Genomic DNA, 15,084 nt, shown 5'->3' with positions numbered 1-15,084 from the left:
GGTTTGGGTACAACAGGTAGCGATCTGGCTCTGACGTGATTGGAGCGTGATCACGGTGAAGGTGCAGACCTTGGTGTCGCTGACTGTGGTTGCGGCGTTGGGCGCCGGATGTGCCCTCACCGGACGCGATGCGCGCATCTCCTACACCATCGCCCACGCCCGGGATGGCGGCGATCCCAGCGTCGACCCATCTCCGGCAGACGATGAGGCGGGATGGGAGGGGGTAGCGCGTGCCCTGGGACGGCCCGGGAAGTTGTCGTCGGATAAGAGGGTCTATCGCGTCTCGCTGCCGCGCTCGGATCTGAAGGTCACCTCATACGGGGTGCACATCAAGCCTGGTCTTGCTCTGGGTGGTTATGCCGCCTTCACTCGCTATCCGGACGGCAACGTCTTGATGATGGGCGATCTGGTGGTCACCGAACCAGAGCTGCAGAAGGTCACCGATGTCCTGCAACGCCACGGCATCGAGCAGACCGCCGTCCACAAGCACCTGCTGTCTCACCAGCCGGAGGTGTGGTGGACTCACATCCACGCGATGGGTCGCGACGACACGGCCATCGCCCAATCGGTCCGCGCCGCCTTGGACGCCACCGCTACCCCGACTGCTCCGCCGGCACCCTCGAGTCCGGCGCCGGCCCTGGACATCGACACCGCCGCCATTGACCGCGCCATGGGAACCAAGGGCACCAACGACGGCGGCATCTACAAGTTCACCTTCAAACGCACGGGGCCAGTCACCGAGCACGGTCGCCTCGTCCCTCCAGGCATGGGAGTGACCACCGCGCTCAACTTCCAGCCCACCGGAGGAGGCAAAGCCGCGATCAACGGGGACTTCGTCATGACCGCCGACGAGATTCAACGCATCATCAAAGCCCTGCGTGGTGGCGGCATCGACATCGTTGAGATCCACAACCACACCCTGCGCGAACAGCCCCGCCTGTTCTACATGCACTTCTGGGCCAACGAAGACGCTGTCAAGCTCGCCGGGACCCTGCACAAAGCCGTCGCCGAACAAGCCGCCACCCCGGCAGCGTGAGGCCTCGTATGGCCGATCGTGGACGCATAGAGCGGATCGTCGTCCGCACGCAGGTGTCTGCTGCGCCTCATCGACGTTCCACGCGACGTGTCGCTATTTCTTCTCGGTTCTGCTCGCATTCGGCAGGGTCTCAGGGGCTGCCACGCTCTGGGCTTCCAATCGACGTACACGTGAGACGCCGGGACCGCTGCCGCTGACAGCGGATCACAAGCACGGAGGTTTCCTCATGAAACGCCTTGTCGTTCCCTCAGTTGCGCTGGCTGCGACCGGGCTGCTGAACTCGGCATGCGGGACCACGGACACCACTCTCCGCAGCATGTCGACGTCGACGATGCCGGCCATGTTGTCGGCCGCAGCCATGAGCCCCGCGGCGGATCACAACGATGCCGACGTCAAGTTCAGTCAGATGATGATCCCGCACCACCGCCAGGCGGTGGAGATGGCCAAACTGGCTGAGGCACAGGCCTCACGCCCCGAGGTCAAGGATCTGGCCCAGCGGATCGAAGCGGCGCAGGCCCCGGAGATCCAGACGATGAGCGGCTGGCTAAGGAGCTGGGGCGTGCAGGTGCCCAGCCGGGGAGCCATGACGATGGACCACGGCGTACCCGGCATGATGTCCGAGCAAGCCATGAAGAAGCTGGAAGGGCTCTCGGGTGCTGCCTTCGACAAGGCGTTCCTGGAAATGATGATCCATCATCACGAGGGCGCCGTCTCCATGGCCGAGGATGAGCAGCGCCACGGCGCCTATGAACCGGCCAAGCAGTTGGCTGGTTCGATTATCTCCAGTCAGTCGGCGGAGATCACGACAATGAAGGACCTCCTGCAATAGGCATCCGACGGGTATCGAGGAGAGGTCCCACCCGGTGGGGTGAGGCCGTGACGATCGCCCACTTCGCTGCTGTCGCACAGGGCTGGGCGATCGCTGCCGAGGCCCTCCTTCGTCGGGCCTTGCCACTGGATAGCCGTGAGAGGTGACGGCAACAGTGACGGCAACGTCGGCCACCGCAGGCACATGTTGGGCACCGTAGAGCACTATCCAGCCCCAGCTCATGGGTAGTCAGCAGGGCGAACGCTACGCCTGAAAAGCGGAAGGTCGGCAGTTCGACCCTGCCCCTGACCACAGCACCTGAACAGCCCAAACGCCCCGAAGCTTGATCGCTCCGGGGCGCTTTGTGTTGCCCTGGCGGAGGGTCACGGTGTGGCAAGGGCCTCGGTGGGGGAGAGGTGGGCGGCCCGCCAGGCCGGGTAGAGGCCGGCGCAGCCGCCGATCGCGAGCGTGGCGACCACGCCGCCGACGGTGGCCCACGCGGGCACAACCGCGGGCCAGCCCTGATACGCCGCGTACGCCGCCGTCACTGCGACCCCGAGCAGCGCTCCGCCGAGGCCGCCGAGCGCCGACAGCAGGAGCGACTCGGCGAGGAATTGGATTCTGATGTGTCCCCGGGTGGCGCCGAGCGATCGGCGCAGGCCGATCTCCGCACGCCGTTCGAGCACCGAGATGACCATCGTGTTCGCCACGCCCACGCCGCCGACCAGCAGTGCCACCGCGCCGAGGCCGAGCAGCAGCCCGGTCAAGGCCGTGTCCGTAGCCTGCTTGGCTGCGAGCGCGTCCGACGGCCGCGAGACGTCCACCTCGTTCGGGTTCTCCGGGTTGGCGGTGGCGCCCAGGACCGCCTTCACCGCCAGTACGGCGTCGTCCCGCGTACGGGTGTAGACGGTGGTCGGATACCCGTCGAAGCGCAGGGTGGACTTCGCCGCATGCCAGCCGACCAGGGCGGCGAAGTCCAGTTCCGGCGCGAGGGTGACCGGGCGCAGGACGCCGACGACGGTGAACCACTGGCCGCCCAGCCACACCTTCACGTCCGGGGTCGCTCTGACGACGCCGAGCCGTTTGGCCGCCGACGCCCCGAGCACCACGGCCGGGTACCGCGCGTTGGCCGCGTTGAGCCACGTTCCGTTGGCCACGCCCGCGCCCACCGTGCCGAGCAGGTCGGTCCGCGCGGCCATCACCGTCAGGTTGCCCGTCTCGCCCGGCGGGACACGGTCACTCCGGTACACATTGGCGGTGGCCAGCGTCGCCGTGGCCGTCACCGAGGTGACCGGGCCGATCCGGCCTATCATTGCCACCGACTCCTCCGGCAGGTGCGACTGATCGCCCTGGAGGGTGTGCCCGGGGGACACCCGCAGCAGGTTCGTGCCGAGCGCGGCGAGCTGCCGGTTGAGGCTCTCCCGGCTGGAGCTCGCGATGCCGACCACGCACACCATCGCGGCGATGCCGATCGCGATGCCGAGCGCGGACAGGAACACCCGCAGTGGCCGGGCGCGCAGACCGGCTGCGCCGACCCGGAAGGCGTCCGCCGGCGAAAGACGCGACGGCGCGGTCATGCGACCACCTGCCCGTCACGTACGTGCACCAGCCGGTGCAGCCCGGCCGCGATGTCCCGGTCATGGGTGATCACCACGACGGTGGTGCCGGTGGAGTGCAGGTCCCGCAGCAGCCGCATCACCTCCGCGCCCGAGGTGGAGTCGAGGTTGCCGGTCGGCTCGTCGGCGAGCAGCACGGGCGGATCGCCCACCACCGCGCGGGCGATGGCCACCCGTTGTTTCTCTCCGCCGGAAAGCTCGTGCGGGCGGTGGTCCAGCCGGTCGCCCAGTCCCAGCCGCTCCAGGGTGGCGGTCGCCCGGCGGCGTCGCTCGCGCAGCCGGACGCCGGCGTAGAGCAGGCCGTCGGCCACGTTGTCCACCGCCGGCACGCCCGCCGCGAGGTGGAACTGCTGAAACACGAAGCCGACGGTGCGCCCCCGCAGCGCCGAGAGCCTCCGGTCCGGCAGCCGGGACACGTCGGTTCCGGCGATCGTCACCGTCCCGTTGGTCGGCAGGTCCAGCGCCCCGATGAGATGGAGCATCGTCGACTTGCCAGACCCGGACGGACCGACGACGCCGACCAGCTCGCCGGCGTCGATCGTCAGCGAGACGTCGCGCAGCGCCTGGAAGCCGCCCGGGTAGGTCTTGCCCACTCCACTGAGGACGATCATTCGGGCACCCCCACGCGGGTGCCCTCGGTGATGCCGTCACCGCTGACTTCCACCCGGCCGTTGCCGAAGATGCCCAGGCTCACGGGCACGTACCGGCTGGTGGAGCCGGTCACCACCTGCAGGCCGTACCCGCCTTCGGCGAGCACGGCCAGCGCCGCGACGGGGACCGTGAGCACATCGTGCACACTGTCCGACAGAAGGCTGACGACGACCGGGGCCCGGTCCAGCCGGCCGATCTTCGACTGGTCCCGGAGGGCCACGGTCACGTCGATCGTCGCGGGGTGCTGCTCATCCTGCCCGGGGGTGGCCACGGTACCCACCGTGGCGATCCTGCCCTTGACGGTCTTGCCGTCCGGGAGCTCGACCGTCGCGGGCAGCCCCCGCCTGGCCAGGGTTTGCAGCGCCACGTCCAAGGCGATGCCGACCACCTTCGTGGTGCCGGTGTAGGCGAGGATCGGCCCGCTCCCGGGTTCGCCGAGGCGCCCAGTGAGTGACGCCACCCGTATCGCGCCGGGCGCGATCACCACGGACGCCGGGTCGAACACCCCTGTCTGGGTCAGCCCGAGATCCTTCTGCCACCGGCGTACGGCGACCGCCGTGGCCCAGGTGTACCGGCGGTCCACGGTCAGACCCGGGTTGCCGAGGGCGGCCAGGTTGCGCTCCACCTCCTCGACGTCCCTGCCGGTGTCCCCGATGCGCAGCTGCCGGTAGAGCGGAAGCCTGCCGTAAAACAGTGGCACCGGGTCGTCGTCCGCCCGGTAGACCGACTGGCCGCGTTTGATCGTGGTGCCGAGGCGCGGTAGCCAAGTGAGAGTGCCGGAGCCGCGTCCGGCGATGGTCACCGACGCCCCATAGCCCAGCACCCCGTTCACCTGCTGGCTCCGGGTCAAGGTGGTCCGGGTGACCGGAGCAGTGGCGGGAAGTGCCCGGGTGGTGCTCGACGAGGTCGCCGGGCTCTTCCCGCCGAAGCCGATCGCGGCAGCCGTCACCACCGCGACCGCCAGCAGAGCCGACCCGCCGACCAGCGCCGTCCGGGCCGGCCGGTTCACTTACGCTCCTGTTCCTGGGGCAGCTTGTCCTTGCAGGCCGCGATGGCCGCCTTGTAGACCGGGTCGCTTTCGAGCTGCGCCCGGGTGACGTTCGCGAATCGGCCCTTGATCACCATGTTTCCGTCAACTGCGGCGGGATCGGTCATCTCGATGTCGTGGGCGCGCATGCACACGGCGAAGGCCCGGAGCTGCTCCAGTTGCTCCGGCGGGGGGCCGGCCAGCCGTTCCCCCTCCGGGAGGAAGCGCTGGCACGCCTGTAGGGCGGTTCGCCACGCGCGTTCCAGCTCGCCGCGCGGCGGGATGAGCCGGAGAGGTTCGTTCGGGCCGAGATCCGGCATGGCCTGGCCGTGCTCCCGCATGCACCTCACGAAGGCGGCCGGATCACTGGTCGGGGATGCGGACGGGCGCGCGCTTGCGGTGCCGCGGTTGGCCGAGGCGATGCCGGGGCCCTTGGGGGATGTGGAGCAGGCGGCGGACAGCGCTAATCCGCACAGCAGGACGGGGATCACGAGAATTGGTCTCATGCCGTCGAGGTCTACGCCCCGGCCGGTGACAGCACCGCTACGTCCGATGTCGTACCGATGTCATGCCCAGCGACGCAGAATGACCTCATGCGAGTCCTGGTGGTCGAGGATCACGTCACGCTGGCCCATCGGATCGCCGAAGGGCTCCGCGACGCCGGGATGGCGGCAGACGTGGTCACCGACGGAGCGGCCGCCATGGTCGAGGCGGCCGCCACGGCGTACGACGTGATCGTGCTCGACCGGGACCTGCCCGAGGTCCACGGCGACCAGGTGTGCCGATCGCTGGCCGGCGTCGCCGCCCGCATCCTGATGCTCACCGCGGCGGCCGGGGTTGACGACCGGGTCGACGGGCTGGAGCTGGGCGCCGACGACTACCTGGGCAAGCCGTTCGCGTTCCACGAGTTGGTCGCCCGGGTGCGCGCGCTCGGCCGCCGTGCACCGTCCGCGCCGCCGATCGTGCGCCGCGGCGACCTGGTCGTGGACCGGGCCCGCCACCGTGCCAGCCGCGGCACCCACGCGTTGTCGCTCACCCGTAAGGAGTTCGGGATCCTGGAGATGCTCATGGCCGCCGACGGCGGCGTGGTCAGCACCGAGGAGCTGCTGGAGCACGTATGGGACGCCAACGCTGATCCGTTCAGCAACATCGTCTCGGTCACGATGACCCGGTTACGCCGCAAACTCGGCCCGCCACCGGTGATCGAGACCGTCGTCGGACGGGGGTACCGGCTGTGACCCGGCCGCGCCTCACCATCCGGGTCCGCCTGACGCTGCTCTACACTGGCCTGTTCGCGGCATGCGGGGCGATCGTCATCGCCATCACCTACTTCCTCGTGGCTGGGCTTTCCGAGATCCAAGGTGCGACGCGCCAGACGGACAATGCCGAGCAGTTCCTCGCGCACTGCAGGCAGGCCCTCCGCGTGGACGCCGACCGCGAGCTTCGGCTCAAGTGCGATCTGACCTACCTGGAAGGCCTCGTGGCCGGCGCGGCGGGCCAGCGCGAGGCGACCCTGTCAGACCTGCTGCGGTACTCGCTGATCACCCTCGTGGTGGTCACCCTCCTCGCCGCGCTCGCCGGGTGGATCGTCGCGGGGCGGGTGCTGCGCCCGGTCCACCGCATCACCGCGGCCGCGCGTGCCGCGTCCGAGCACAACCTGTCGGCCCGAGTGTCGCTCACCGGCCCCCGTGACGAGCTGCACGAGCTGGCGGACACCTTCGACGACATGCTGGGCCGCCTGGAGGCCGCGTTCGAGAGCCAGCGGCGGTTCATCGCCAACGCCAGCCACGAGCTCCGCACGCCGCTGACGCTCATGCGCGCCACGGTCGACGTCGTGTTGGGCAAGCGGGCGCCCACGGAGGAGGAGCTGCTCGGCATGGGCCGGGACGTCCGGGTCGCGGTCGGCCAGGCCGAGGCGGTCGTCGAAGCCCTGCTCACCCTGGCCCGCAACGAGCGCGGGCTGACCGTCCGGGAGAAGGTCGACCTGGCCACCGTGGCCGAGGACGTCCTCGACGAGGCCCGGCTCGGAGAGCGCAAGCTGCACACGACACTGGAGCCGGTGGTGACGTGGGGCGACCCCGTGCTGCTGGAACGGCTCGTCGCCAACCTGGTCGACAACGCCATCCGATACAACCTGCCCGACGGCGAGATCTGGCTCACCACCTCCGCCAGGAACGGGCATGTCACGCTCTCAGTGGGGAACACCGGGCCGGATGTCCCCGCGGACCGGGTCGGCGCCCTGTTCGAGCCCTTCCAGCGCCTGCACGATCGCACCGTGTCGGACGGGTTCGGGCTGGGGCTGGCGATCGTCTCGTCGATCGCGGCCGTGCACGACGGCACGGTCACCGCCGCTCCCCGCCCGGAAGGGGGCCTGAGCGTCACTCTGACGGTTCCAGCGGCCGGGCCTGCACCGCGCGAGCAGTCGTCAGATCACGCCCCTTGATTGGGGCGATCCCGGCAGGTGGATCGACCGTTCCTCGACTACGTCCTGCAACGCCTGCCCTTCCAGGTGCAGGTCATCCAGACCGACAACGGCGCAGAATTCCAGACCGCCTTCCACTGGCACGTCCTGGACAAGGGCATCGCCCACACCTACATCAAGCCGCGGACGCCGCGTCTCAACGGCAAGGTCGAACGCTCACACCGCATCGACGCCGAGGAGTTCTACCGGATGCTGGAAGGCGTGACGGGTCGTCCTGCCAGGACCTTGCGCCGTATGGTTTCGCTGAGCTTCTCGCCGAGAAGGTGTGTGGTCTCCGCCAGGTCGGTTGCACGTTGAGCTAGCTGATCGTCTTGAGGGGCCTTGGCCCACATGTTGTAAGCCGGCGGGCTCGGTGGGGCGCGGGCGAACGCTGCAGGTATGTGCGAGCCAAGTGGACGACGTCGTCGTGGAGCTGCTCCATCGTCGCTTGGCCTAGCTCCTCTCGGCCTCCTCGGCGGCCTCCCTCGACTGGTCGGCCGCGGACATCGTCATCCCGTACATCCCAATGGGGCTTTCGACGGGCGCGAGGCGTGGACCGTCACCTGTGGACGGGGCAATTGCGAACAACTCCTCGACTCGCCGCCCGAACATGCTCTCCAACACTGCACAAGCGGTCGGGTACGGCGCCGTGCGGAGGTCGCCGGCGAGCCAGCGCTTCCACTGCCGTCGGCCGATCCACAGCGTGCCGAAGCCGAGGCGGTCGCACCCAGCTGACCGCAGACCGGAAGTCCGGACAAGTCAGGCAAACGTCCAGGAGGCGGGACCGGCCGCCGCGCCCGATCTCAACTTGCATAGCTGAGTCCTGACCATTTGATCGTTAACGCGGGTTTTGCCCTGAATTCCGAAAGAAGGGGACGGCATGTTCTTGATCATCCGAACATACTGTCGCGGTTTTGCTTGATCTACATACCGAAGACAGGTCCTCATGACGCACGTCAACCGTAGAAGGTTCCTCCAGTTGGCCGGCGGCACCGCCGCCATATCGGCTCTCTCCACGAGCATCGCCCAGGCGGCGGCGCTCCCGGCCAACCACCGGACCAGGAGCATCCAGGACGTTGAGCACATCGTGGTTCTCATGCAGGAGAACCGCTCGTTCGACCACTATTTCGGCACCCTGAGCGGGGTACGAGGGTTCGGCGACCCGCGTTCCGTCACGTTGCCCAGCGGCAAGCCGGTCTGGTACCAGTCGAACGGCAGCCGGGACATCCTGCCATTCCGGCCCGACGCCGACGACCTCGGCCTGCAGTTCATCCAGGACCTCCCGCACGGCTGGAAGGACACCCACGCCGCCTGGAACCACGGCAAGTACGACGGCTGGATTCCCGCCAAGGGCTCCACCTCGATGGCGTACCTCACCCGCGAGGACATCCCGTTCCACCACGCGCTGGCCGACGCGTTCACGATCTGCGACGCCTACCACTGCTCGTTCATGGGCTCGACCGACCCGAACCGCTACTACATGTGGACGGGCTACACCGGCAACGACGGCGTCGGCGGCGGACCGGTCCTCGGCAACGACGAGAAGGGCTACTCCTGGAAGACCTACCCGGAGCGGCTGGAAGAGGCCGGGATCTCCTGGAAGATCTATCAGGACGTCGGCGACGGCCTCAACGCCGCCGGCTCGTGGGGCTGGATCAACGACGCCTACCGTGGCAACTACGGCGACAACTCGCTGCTGTACTTCAACCAGTACCGCAACGCCCAGCCAGGCAACCCGCTGTACGACAAGGCCCGGACCGGTACGAACGCCAAGCAGGGCCAGGGCTTCTTCGACATCCTCGCGGCCGACGTGAAGGCCGACAAGCTGCCCCAGATCTCGTGGATCGTCGCGCCTGAGGCGTTCACCGAGCACCCCAACTGGCCGGCCAACTACGGCGCCTGGTACATCTCCCAGGTCCTGAACGCGCTAACCGCCAACCCGGACGTGTGGAGCAAGACCGCGCTGTTCATCACCTACGACGAGAACGACGGCTTCTTCGACCACGTCGTGCCGCCCTACCCGGCGTCCTCCGCCGCGGAGGGAGGCTCCACGGTGGACACCACCGGAGAGATCTACGCGGGTTCCTCCTCGATCGCCGCCGGTCCGTACGGGCTCGGCCAGCGCGTCCCGATGCTGGTGATCTCCCCGTGGAGCAGGGGCGGCTGGGTCTGCTCCGAGGTCTTCGACCACACCTCCATCATCCGGTTCATGGAACGCCGCTTCGGCGTGCACGAGCCGAACATCTCGCCCTGGCGGCGCTCCGTCTGCGGCGACCTGACCTCGGCCTTCGACTTCGCCCGTACCGACGGCGCGGTCCCTGCCCTGCCCGACACCGCGGGCTACCTGCCGCCGGACAACAAGCGCCACCCCAACTACGTGCCCGTCGTGCCGGCCAACCCGGTGCTGCCCAAGCAGGAGGGCGGCCTGCGTTCCGCGCGGCCTCTCCCGTACGACCTGGCCGTGGACGCCGCGGTCACCAAGGACCAGCTGTCACTCACGTTCACCAACGACGGCGAGACGGGTGCCTGGTTCCACGTCACGTCGAGCTCCAACCCGGCCGGGCCGTGGGCCTACACCGTCGGCGCCGGGCAGAACCTGACCGGTCAGCTCGCCCTCGCCGCCTCCGGCCAGACGGCCTACGACTTCACCGTGCACGGGCCCAACGGTTTCCTGCGGCAGTTCAAGGGCGGCGCCGACAGCACGGACCTCGAGGTGAGCACGCGGCCCGAAGGCAAGAGTGGCAACGTGAAGCTAGTGGTGACCAACCAGGGCAACTCCACGGTGCGGCTCACCGTCGCCGACGCCTACGACGAGCACCGCCCGAAGACCCACGTGCTCAAGCCGGGCAAGGAGTTCATCACCTCGGTGAACACGCACCACGCCAACAACTGGTACGACATCTCGGTGACGTCCGACCAGGACGACGCCTTCCTGCGCCGCCTGTGCGGCCACATCGAGACAGGGCGTGCCAGCACCAGCGACCCCGCCATCATCACCGGCTGACCCGCCACGGATCCGCGGCCAGGAGAGGGACAAGCCGGGAACAGCTCTCCTGACCGCACTTCCGCACGCTCGAACGCTCCCGGCGTCGCTCGGGAGCGTTCGGCGTCCCGTTGCAGGGGTGATCGCCGCGGACGGCATCCGGGGCGGGCACAGGTTCCTCCACCACGGCCGGGCTACCCGCGGCCTTGGCGCGGCGGCGGGCCCGCGCCACCTGGACGGTCCTGAACGACAGCATCCAGTCGGGCAGCATCTCGGCCGCGTGGCCGCACCAGAAGACGGTGTACGGCGTCTTGAACGCGCACGCGGCCGTGGATCTCCTGCTCGCAGCCAGGACAGCGGTCTGAGCGTTCGGCAGAGTGCCGACGCCGATGCTCCCGCAGCGCTTTCACGCAGATCGAAGGCAGCGGGACCGTTCGCTCTGAGTCTTCTGCGACGGGCCGACTGTCTTGATCACAAGGTCGAGAGAGTCGCTGCTGCTGTTGGTTTCGTCATGATCCGCGAGACAGAACCTAGAGGCGCGCGCCTTCCGCGGGCCGCCGCCGGCGTTCCCGCAGCCACAGGTAGAGCGGGAGCCCGACCGAGGCGCCGGCGAGCGAACCGATGACGACCCACACGCGATCGCGGACGCGCAGGGCGCGGTCGGCGACGGCCGCGGAGAGCAGCACCACCACCGCGATGACGACGTCCCAGCCGAAGAACGCGGCGACATCGTTGGCGACCATGTCGTCGACGAAGCGCGGCAGGTCGAGCCCGTGCTCTCCGAGCCAGCCGATGGCGTGGCGATAGGGCACGACGATGCCAACGGCGAGCAGCAGCAGGTAGAGGCGTTGTCGCGGGGTACTCATCGGGTCTCCTGACGTGCGGCGAGGAGGGCATCCGGGGTCTGGCTGCTTCTTCGTCCTGCATCGGTTCCTACGCCGCGTTGTTTCCAGGCGTAGGTTCGTCGCGAGCATTCACCAGGTGACGCGGAGCGCTACGGGTCCGATGTCGACCGCGTTGCGGGTCCATTCGATGTGGTCGACCGGCTCCCGAAGCTGAAGGTCGGGCAGTTGACGGGCGAGCGCGCTGAGTGCGGCGCCGACCTCCAGGCGGGCCAACGGTGCGCCCAGGCAATAGTGGAGCCCGTGACCGAACACCAAGGGCGGGCTGGACTCCCGTCCGGGTAGGAACCGGTCGGGTTCGGGGAAATGCCCGGGGTCTCGGTTGGCGGCTTCGAGCCGGACGAGGACCAGGTCGCCGGCGCTGATTGGGACGCCGGCCAGCTCGAGATCTTCGTGGGCATAGCGGGGAAACGGTTCGCCGGTCAGTCCGGCCTGCATGCGCAGGACTTCCGCCACGGTCGCGTCGGCCTGCTCGGAGTCAGCGGTGGCCAGCGTGGGGAGCCTCCCTTCGGTAAGGAGCCGGATCGTGCCGACGGAGATGGCGTTCGTGGCCGAGAGGTAGCCTGCGGAGACGATCGTGGTGGTCATGGCGATGAGCTCGTGGTCGCTGAGCCGCCCGTCGTCGGTGTCGCGTACCGCGATCAGGCTGCTGAGCAGGTCGTCGCCGGGTTCCTTTCGTTTGGCTGCGACCAGTCCGGCGGCGTAACCGCCGAGCGCGTCCCACGCCTGTGCGGCCGCGGCCATGTCCTCTTCCGCGCCGAAGACGAAATCCGCGGCACTCGCGGCGTCAGCCAGGGCGCGGAATCGCTCGCGCTCGTCGATCCCCACGCCGAGCAGCTCGCTGATCACCGTGATCGACAGCGGGGCGGCGAGTTCCGCCACAAGATCGGCGGGCGGGCCGGCACCGGCGAACGCCGACACATGTCCGGTGGCCAGCTGCTCGATGCGCGGACGCAGTGCGGCAAGACTGCGAGGGCTGAAGGCCTTCGACACCAGGCGACGGAGCCGGGCGTGGGCTTCGCCGTCCTGGAACAACGTGTCGTTGCCGGGGAAATCGGAGCCGGGCGGCGCCAGCCCGAACCGGCGGTCGGACAGGACCGCTGCGACGGCGTCGTAGGAGGTGACCAGCCAGGCAGGTTGCCCGTCCGGGGTGAGCACCCGGGCGACGGGCGTCCTGTCGCGCAGCAACGCGTAGGCCGGTGGCGGCTCCATGGGGTCGGGCCGGTCGAACGGCAGGGTCGGCGTCGTGGTCGTCATGGCGGGCACCTTTCCCCCGGCGATGAGCCGGATCACTTGTCGCACAACCTCGGCTTGGGCGGGGGCGAGCTCGTCAAGGTACGGTTCGACCACCTCCACGCTCCACTCCGGCGGATCCGTTGCGGGACCGGTCAACATGTGTTCAGCGGTGTACTCGGCGAGTGCTGTGGCCAGGGGCGTTATGCGGGAGTCATCCGGCTTGGCCTCGGCCAGTTCGTCGAGTCTGCGATAGAAGTCCTGGCCGCGGGCCGCCACCTCAGGATCGTCGGCCAGTGCGGCGTACCTGGCGGAGGAGCGTTCCCGGTCAGGCGGCGGCGCCATACTGTCCATCAGCACCAGCAGGTCACGATCCCACGCCGCTGACTTCGACGATGCGATGTCGACCTCGCGGAGGAAGGCCACCAGTTCGGGCGAAGCAGTGTCGTCCGGACCCAGCGCCCCGACCTCGGCCTGCCTGAGCAGATCGGCGAGGCGGGATCGTTTGACCTGGATCTCCTGCTCTCGCCGGGCAAGGTCCGCATCGATCTCTCGCAGGATCTCGGGCAAATCCCTGGCCTGGTCGTCCCTGATGATGCCGCCCGCCTCCTCCAGACTCAGCCCGAGATCGACGAGACGGCGGACGCGCGCCAATGCGATGGCGTCGCGCATGCCGTACTCGCGGTAGCCGTTGGCACGGCGGGACGGTTCAGGCAGAACGCCCTGGTGGTGGTAGTAGCGCACCGTCCGGGTCGACACCCCCAGCAGCGCGGCGAGTTCTCCGATCCGCATGCCCACAGTTAAGACCTTGACGCCGCGTCAAGGTCAAACCGGTTTCACAGATTCATAGGAGCTAGGCATCTCCTGCGGCACCCGCGCGCGGGGCCGGACAGGGAAGCCGGGAGCGGGGGAACGGGAAACCACACCCGGCGTCCAGCTCTTGCGGCTGGCTACGCCGTTGCGGTTGACCCGGGGCGCTTTTGTTTGCCTTTGACGGCAACGTCCCGCACTATCAGAGGACCGGCTCCGGCTGGGGCCGGTCCACTCGGTACACGTAGTGCAGCGGGTCATCAATGGGGTTGTCGGGCGTGATGTCCCCTTCGCCGACCCGTCGCAAGCCCGCCTTCTCCAGCGCCCGCCACGACGTCCGGTTTGCCGTCACCACCGGCACCAGAACGCAGGTGGCATCAGGGTAGTCGGACCAGGTGCGCGCGACCATCGAGGCGATGATGCGAGGGCCGAGGCCACGCCCGGTCCACGCCTGGTCACCGATGAGGTAGTCGATGCTCATCGCACCGGAGGGTACGTCGACGACGGGGGACAGGTCGTCGAGATATTCGGGATAGTCGGCGAGCCGGCAGCGCTGCACCAGCCCGATTGGCAGGCCGTCGAGCAGGGCGAGGAAGTCCTCCGACGGCTCCTCGCCTCGGACCGCGGGGCCGAAGTCGCGCAGCACCGCCTCGGCCGAGGTCTCATGGTTCCACCATCGAGCGACGTGCGGCTGCTCCAACCAGCGACGCAACAGGGGGAAGTCGGGCTCGTCGAGCCGGCGCCAGGTGATGGTCATGGGGTCGCTCCTGTGAGGTGGCGGCGGTAGTACCTGGCCTGACGGTCTCGGTGCGCGCAGGACGGGTGGCAGTAGCGCCGGCGCGGATGGTTGCCTACGAACAGCAGCGAGCAGTCGGGGCTGCCGCACCGCCGCAGGACGCTGGAGTGCGGCCGGGTCACCAGCTCTATGCAACAGGTCGCGATACGGCCGAGTACGGCGGCGCTGCCGCCGGTGGTGTCGAGGCGGTGCGCGCTGGGCGTCCCGGCGGTCCAGTCCAGGCGCAGGTGGGTAGGCGCGGCGGCCGCGGCGGCGTTGACCGTGTCGACGGCCCCCGGCTCGGGGACCTGTCCGTCTACGGTCGCCGAAAGCACCTGGTGCACCGCGTCGCGCAGCGCGCGGACCCGCGCGGTCTCTGAGCCCATCGCCCCTCCCGGAGGTGGGAGTCCGTGGTGCGCGGAAACACGTGTGAACCACAGCTCGATCCACCGGGCCGTGCCCAGGAATTCGACACGGTCGTCCCCGATGCCGTAGCGGGTGTTGGCGAACTCCACAGCGACCGGTTCCGTGCCAAGGATCGGGAAGTCCGGGTCGTCCATATTGCTGACGGTAGTATCGCATGCATACCGTCAGCAATAGCTGGATCGACGAGAGTTCCTCGCGGTTCATGACGGTCGGGTCGATGCCATCGCGCGCATTCAATATGCGGGTGGAACTGACGGCAACGTCCCCTACCAGAGGTACGCGGCACGCACTTCAGGTCGCTTCCTAGGTCAGGGCAGGTATGGGGGCGAGGTGCGTAGCGTTCTTGAAAACCGCTA

At 68.7% G+C, this 15,084-nt stretch carries 14 protein-coding genes, 1 tRNA gene and 1 pseudogene; 8 read left to right on the top strand and 8 right to left on the bottom strand.

Features of this window, described 5'->3' with window-relative positions; all coding sequences use genetic code 11:
- The first annotated feature begins 46 nt into the window (after positions 1 to 46).
- The 3 genes from Pth03_RS24150 (at position 47) to Pth03_RS24140 (ending at position 2,156) form a co-directional block, all read left to right on the top strand.
- Positions 47 to 1,036 (top strand): DUF1259 domain-containing protein, encoded by a 990-nt coding sequence (locus Pth03_RS24150; protein ID WP_203946654.1) that lies wholly within the window; start codon positions 47 to 49, stop codon positions 1,034 to 1,036.
- 226 nt (positions 1,037 to 1,262) lie between these two features.
- Positions 1,263 to 1,865 carry a DUF305 domain-containing protein gene (locus Pth03_RS24145; protein ID WP_203946653.1) on the top strand — a complete coding sequence of 201 codons (603 nt, stop codon included), beginning with the start codon at positions 1,263 to 1,265 and terminating at the stop codon, positions 1,863 to 1,865.
- Between the two features lie 224 nt (positions 1,866 to 2,089).
- Positions 2,090 to 2,156: transfer RNA gene (locus Pth03_RS24140), tRNA-Phe, on the top strand.
- A gap of 71 nt (positions 2,157 to 2,227) precedes the next feature.
- Here Pth03_RS24140 and Pth03_RS24135 read toward each other — a convergent pair.
- Genes Pth03_RS24135 through Pth03_RS24120 form a run of 4 tightly spaced genes read right to left on the bottom strand, consistent with a single transcriptional unit; the run spans position 2,228 to position 5,644 of the window.
- Entirely contained in the window at positions 2,228 to 3,421 is a 1,194-nt protein-coding gene (locus Pth03_RS24135; RefSeq protein ID WP_203946652.1) for an ABC transporter permease, read from the bottom strand.
- Positions 3,418 to 4,071: an ABC transporter ATP-binding protein gene (locus Pth03_RS24130; protein WP_203946651.1), complete on the bottom strand. Its 654-nt coding sequence runs from the start codon at positions 4,069 to 4,071 to the stop codon at positions 3,418 to 3,420. Before Pth03_RS24130 ends, Pth03_RS24135 begins: the two co-directional genes overlap by 4 nt.
- Complete coding sequence (locus Pth03_RS24125) at positions 4,068 to 5,120, bottom strand: peptidoglycan-binding protein (protein ID WP_203946650.1); 1,053 nt, start codon at positions 5,118 to 5,120, stop codon at positions 4,068 to 4,070. Before Pth03_RS24125 ends, Pth03_RS24130 begins: the two co-directional genes overlap by 4 nt.
- Positions 5,117 to 5,644, bottom strand: a complete 528-nt coding sequence (locus tag Pth03_RS24120) for a hypothetical protein (protein ID WP_203946649.1) — start codon at positions 5,642 to 5,644, stop codon at positions 5,117 to 5,119. Before Pth03_RS24120 ends, Pth03_RS24125 begins: the two co-directional genes overlap by 4 nt.
- An 87-nt stretch (positions 5,645 to 5,731) precedes the next feature.
- Here Pth03_RS24120 and Pth03_RS24115 point away from each other — a divergent pair, with 87 nt between their 5' ends.
- From Pth03_RS24115 to Pth03_RS24095, 5 genes and pseudogenes are all read left to right on the top strand, one after another.
- Positions 5,732 to 6,376 carry a response regulator transcription factor gene (locus Pth03_RS24115; RefSeq protein ID WP_203946648.1) on the top strand — a complete coding sequence of 215 codons (645 nt, stop codon included), beginning with the start codon at positions 5,732 to 5,734 and terminating at the stop codon, positions 6,374 to 6,376.
- Positions 6,373 to 7,581 carry a sensor histidine kinase gene (locus Pth03_RS24110; protein WP_203946647.1) on the top strand — a complete coding sequence of 403 codons (1,209 nt, stop codon included), beginning with the start codon at positions 6,373 to 6,375 and terminating at the stop codon, positions 7,579 to 7,581. The genes Pth03_RS24115 and Pth03_RS24110 overlap by 4 nt, the downstream gene beginning before the upstream one ends.
- 75 nt (positions 7,582 to 7,656) lie before the next feature.
- Positions 7,657 to 7,815: pseudogene (locus tag Pth03_RS42590) on the top strand (IS481 family transposase); the annotation flags it as partial.
- 730 nt (positions 7,816 to 8,545) lie between these two features.
- Positions 8,546 to 10,603, top strand: a complete 2,058-nt coding sequence (locus tag Pth03_RS24100) for a phosphocholine-specific phospholipase C (RefSeq protein ID WP_203946645.1) — start codon at positions 8,546 to 8,548, stop codon at positions 10,601 to 10,603.
- A 185-nt stretch (positions 10,604 to 10,788) separates the two neighbouring features.
- Positions 10,789 to 10,947, top strand: a complete 159-nt coding sequence (locus Pth03_RS24095; RefSeq protein ID WP_203946644.1) for a hypothetical protein — start codon at positions 10,789 to 10,791, stop codon at positions 10,945 to 10,947.
- Between the two features lie 165 nt (positions 10,948 to 11,112).
- Here Pth03_RS24095 and Pth03_RS24090 read toward each other — a convergent pair whose 3' ends face one another.
- The 4 genes from Pth03_RS24090 to Pth03_RS24075 form a co-directional block, all read right to left on the bottom strand.
- On the bottom strand, positions 11,113 to 11,448 hold the full coding sequence (locus Pth03_RS24090; RefSeq protein WP_203946643.1) for a DUF2834 domain-containing protein: 336 nt from the start codon (positions 11,446 to 11,448) through the stop codon (positions 11,113 to 11,115).
- Positions 11,449 to 11,556: 108 nt separating this feature from the next.
- Positions 11,557 to 13,509 (bottom strand): cytochrome P450, encoded by a 1,953-nt coding sequence (locus Pth03_RS24085; RefSeq protein ID WP_203946642.1) that lies wholly within the window; start codon positions 13,507 to 13,509, stop codon positions 11,557 to 11,559.
- Positions 13,510 to 13,729: 220 nt separating this feature from the next.
- On the bottom strand, positions 13,730 to 14,284 hold the full coding sequence (locus Pth03_RS24080; RefSeq protein ID WP_203946641.1) for a GNAT family N-acetyltransferase: 555 nt from the start codon (positions 14,282 to 14,284) through the stop codon (positions 13,730 to 13,732).
- Positions 14,281 to 14,862 (bottom strand): CGNR zinc finger domain-containing protein, encoded by a 582-nt coding sequence (locus tag Pth03_RS24075; protein WP_203946640.1) that lies wholly within the window; start codon positions 14,860 to 14,862, stop codon positions 14,281 to 14,283. Before Pth03_RS24075 ends, Pth03_RS24080 begins: the two co-directional genes overlap by 4 nt.
- Positions 14,863 to 15,084: the final 222 nt, after the last annotated feature.

Origin of the sequence: Planotetraspora thailandica (genome assembly GCF_016863335.1) — a bacterium.
In the GTDB taxonomy this organism is placed as follows: domain Bacteria; phylum Actinomycetota; class Actinomycetes; order Streptosporangiales; family Streptosporangiaceae; genus Planotetraspora; species Planotetraspora thailandica.
Note: the sequence above shows the minus strand (reverse complement) of the source record. Positions and strands in the feature narration are given on the sequence as shown.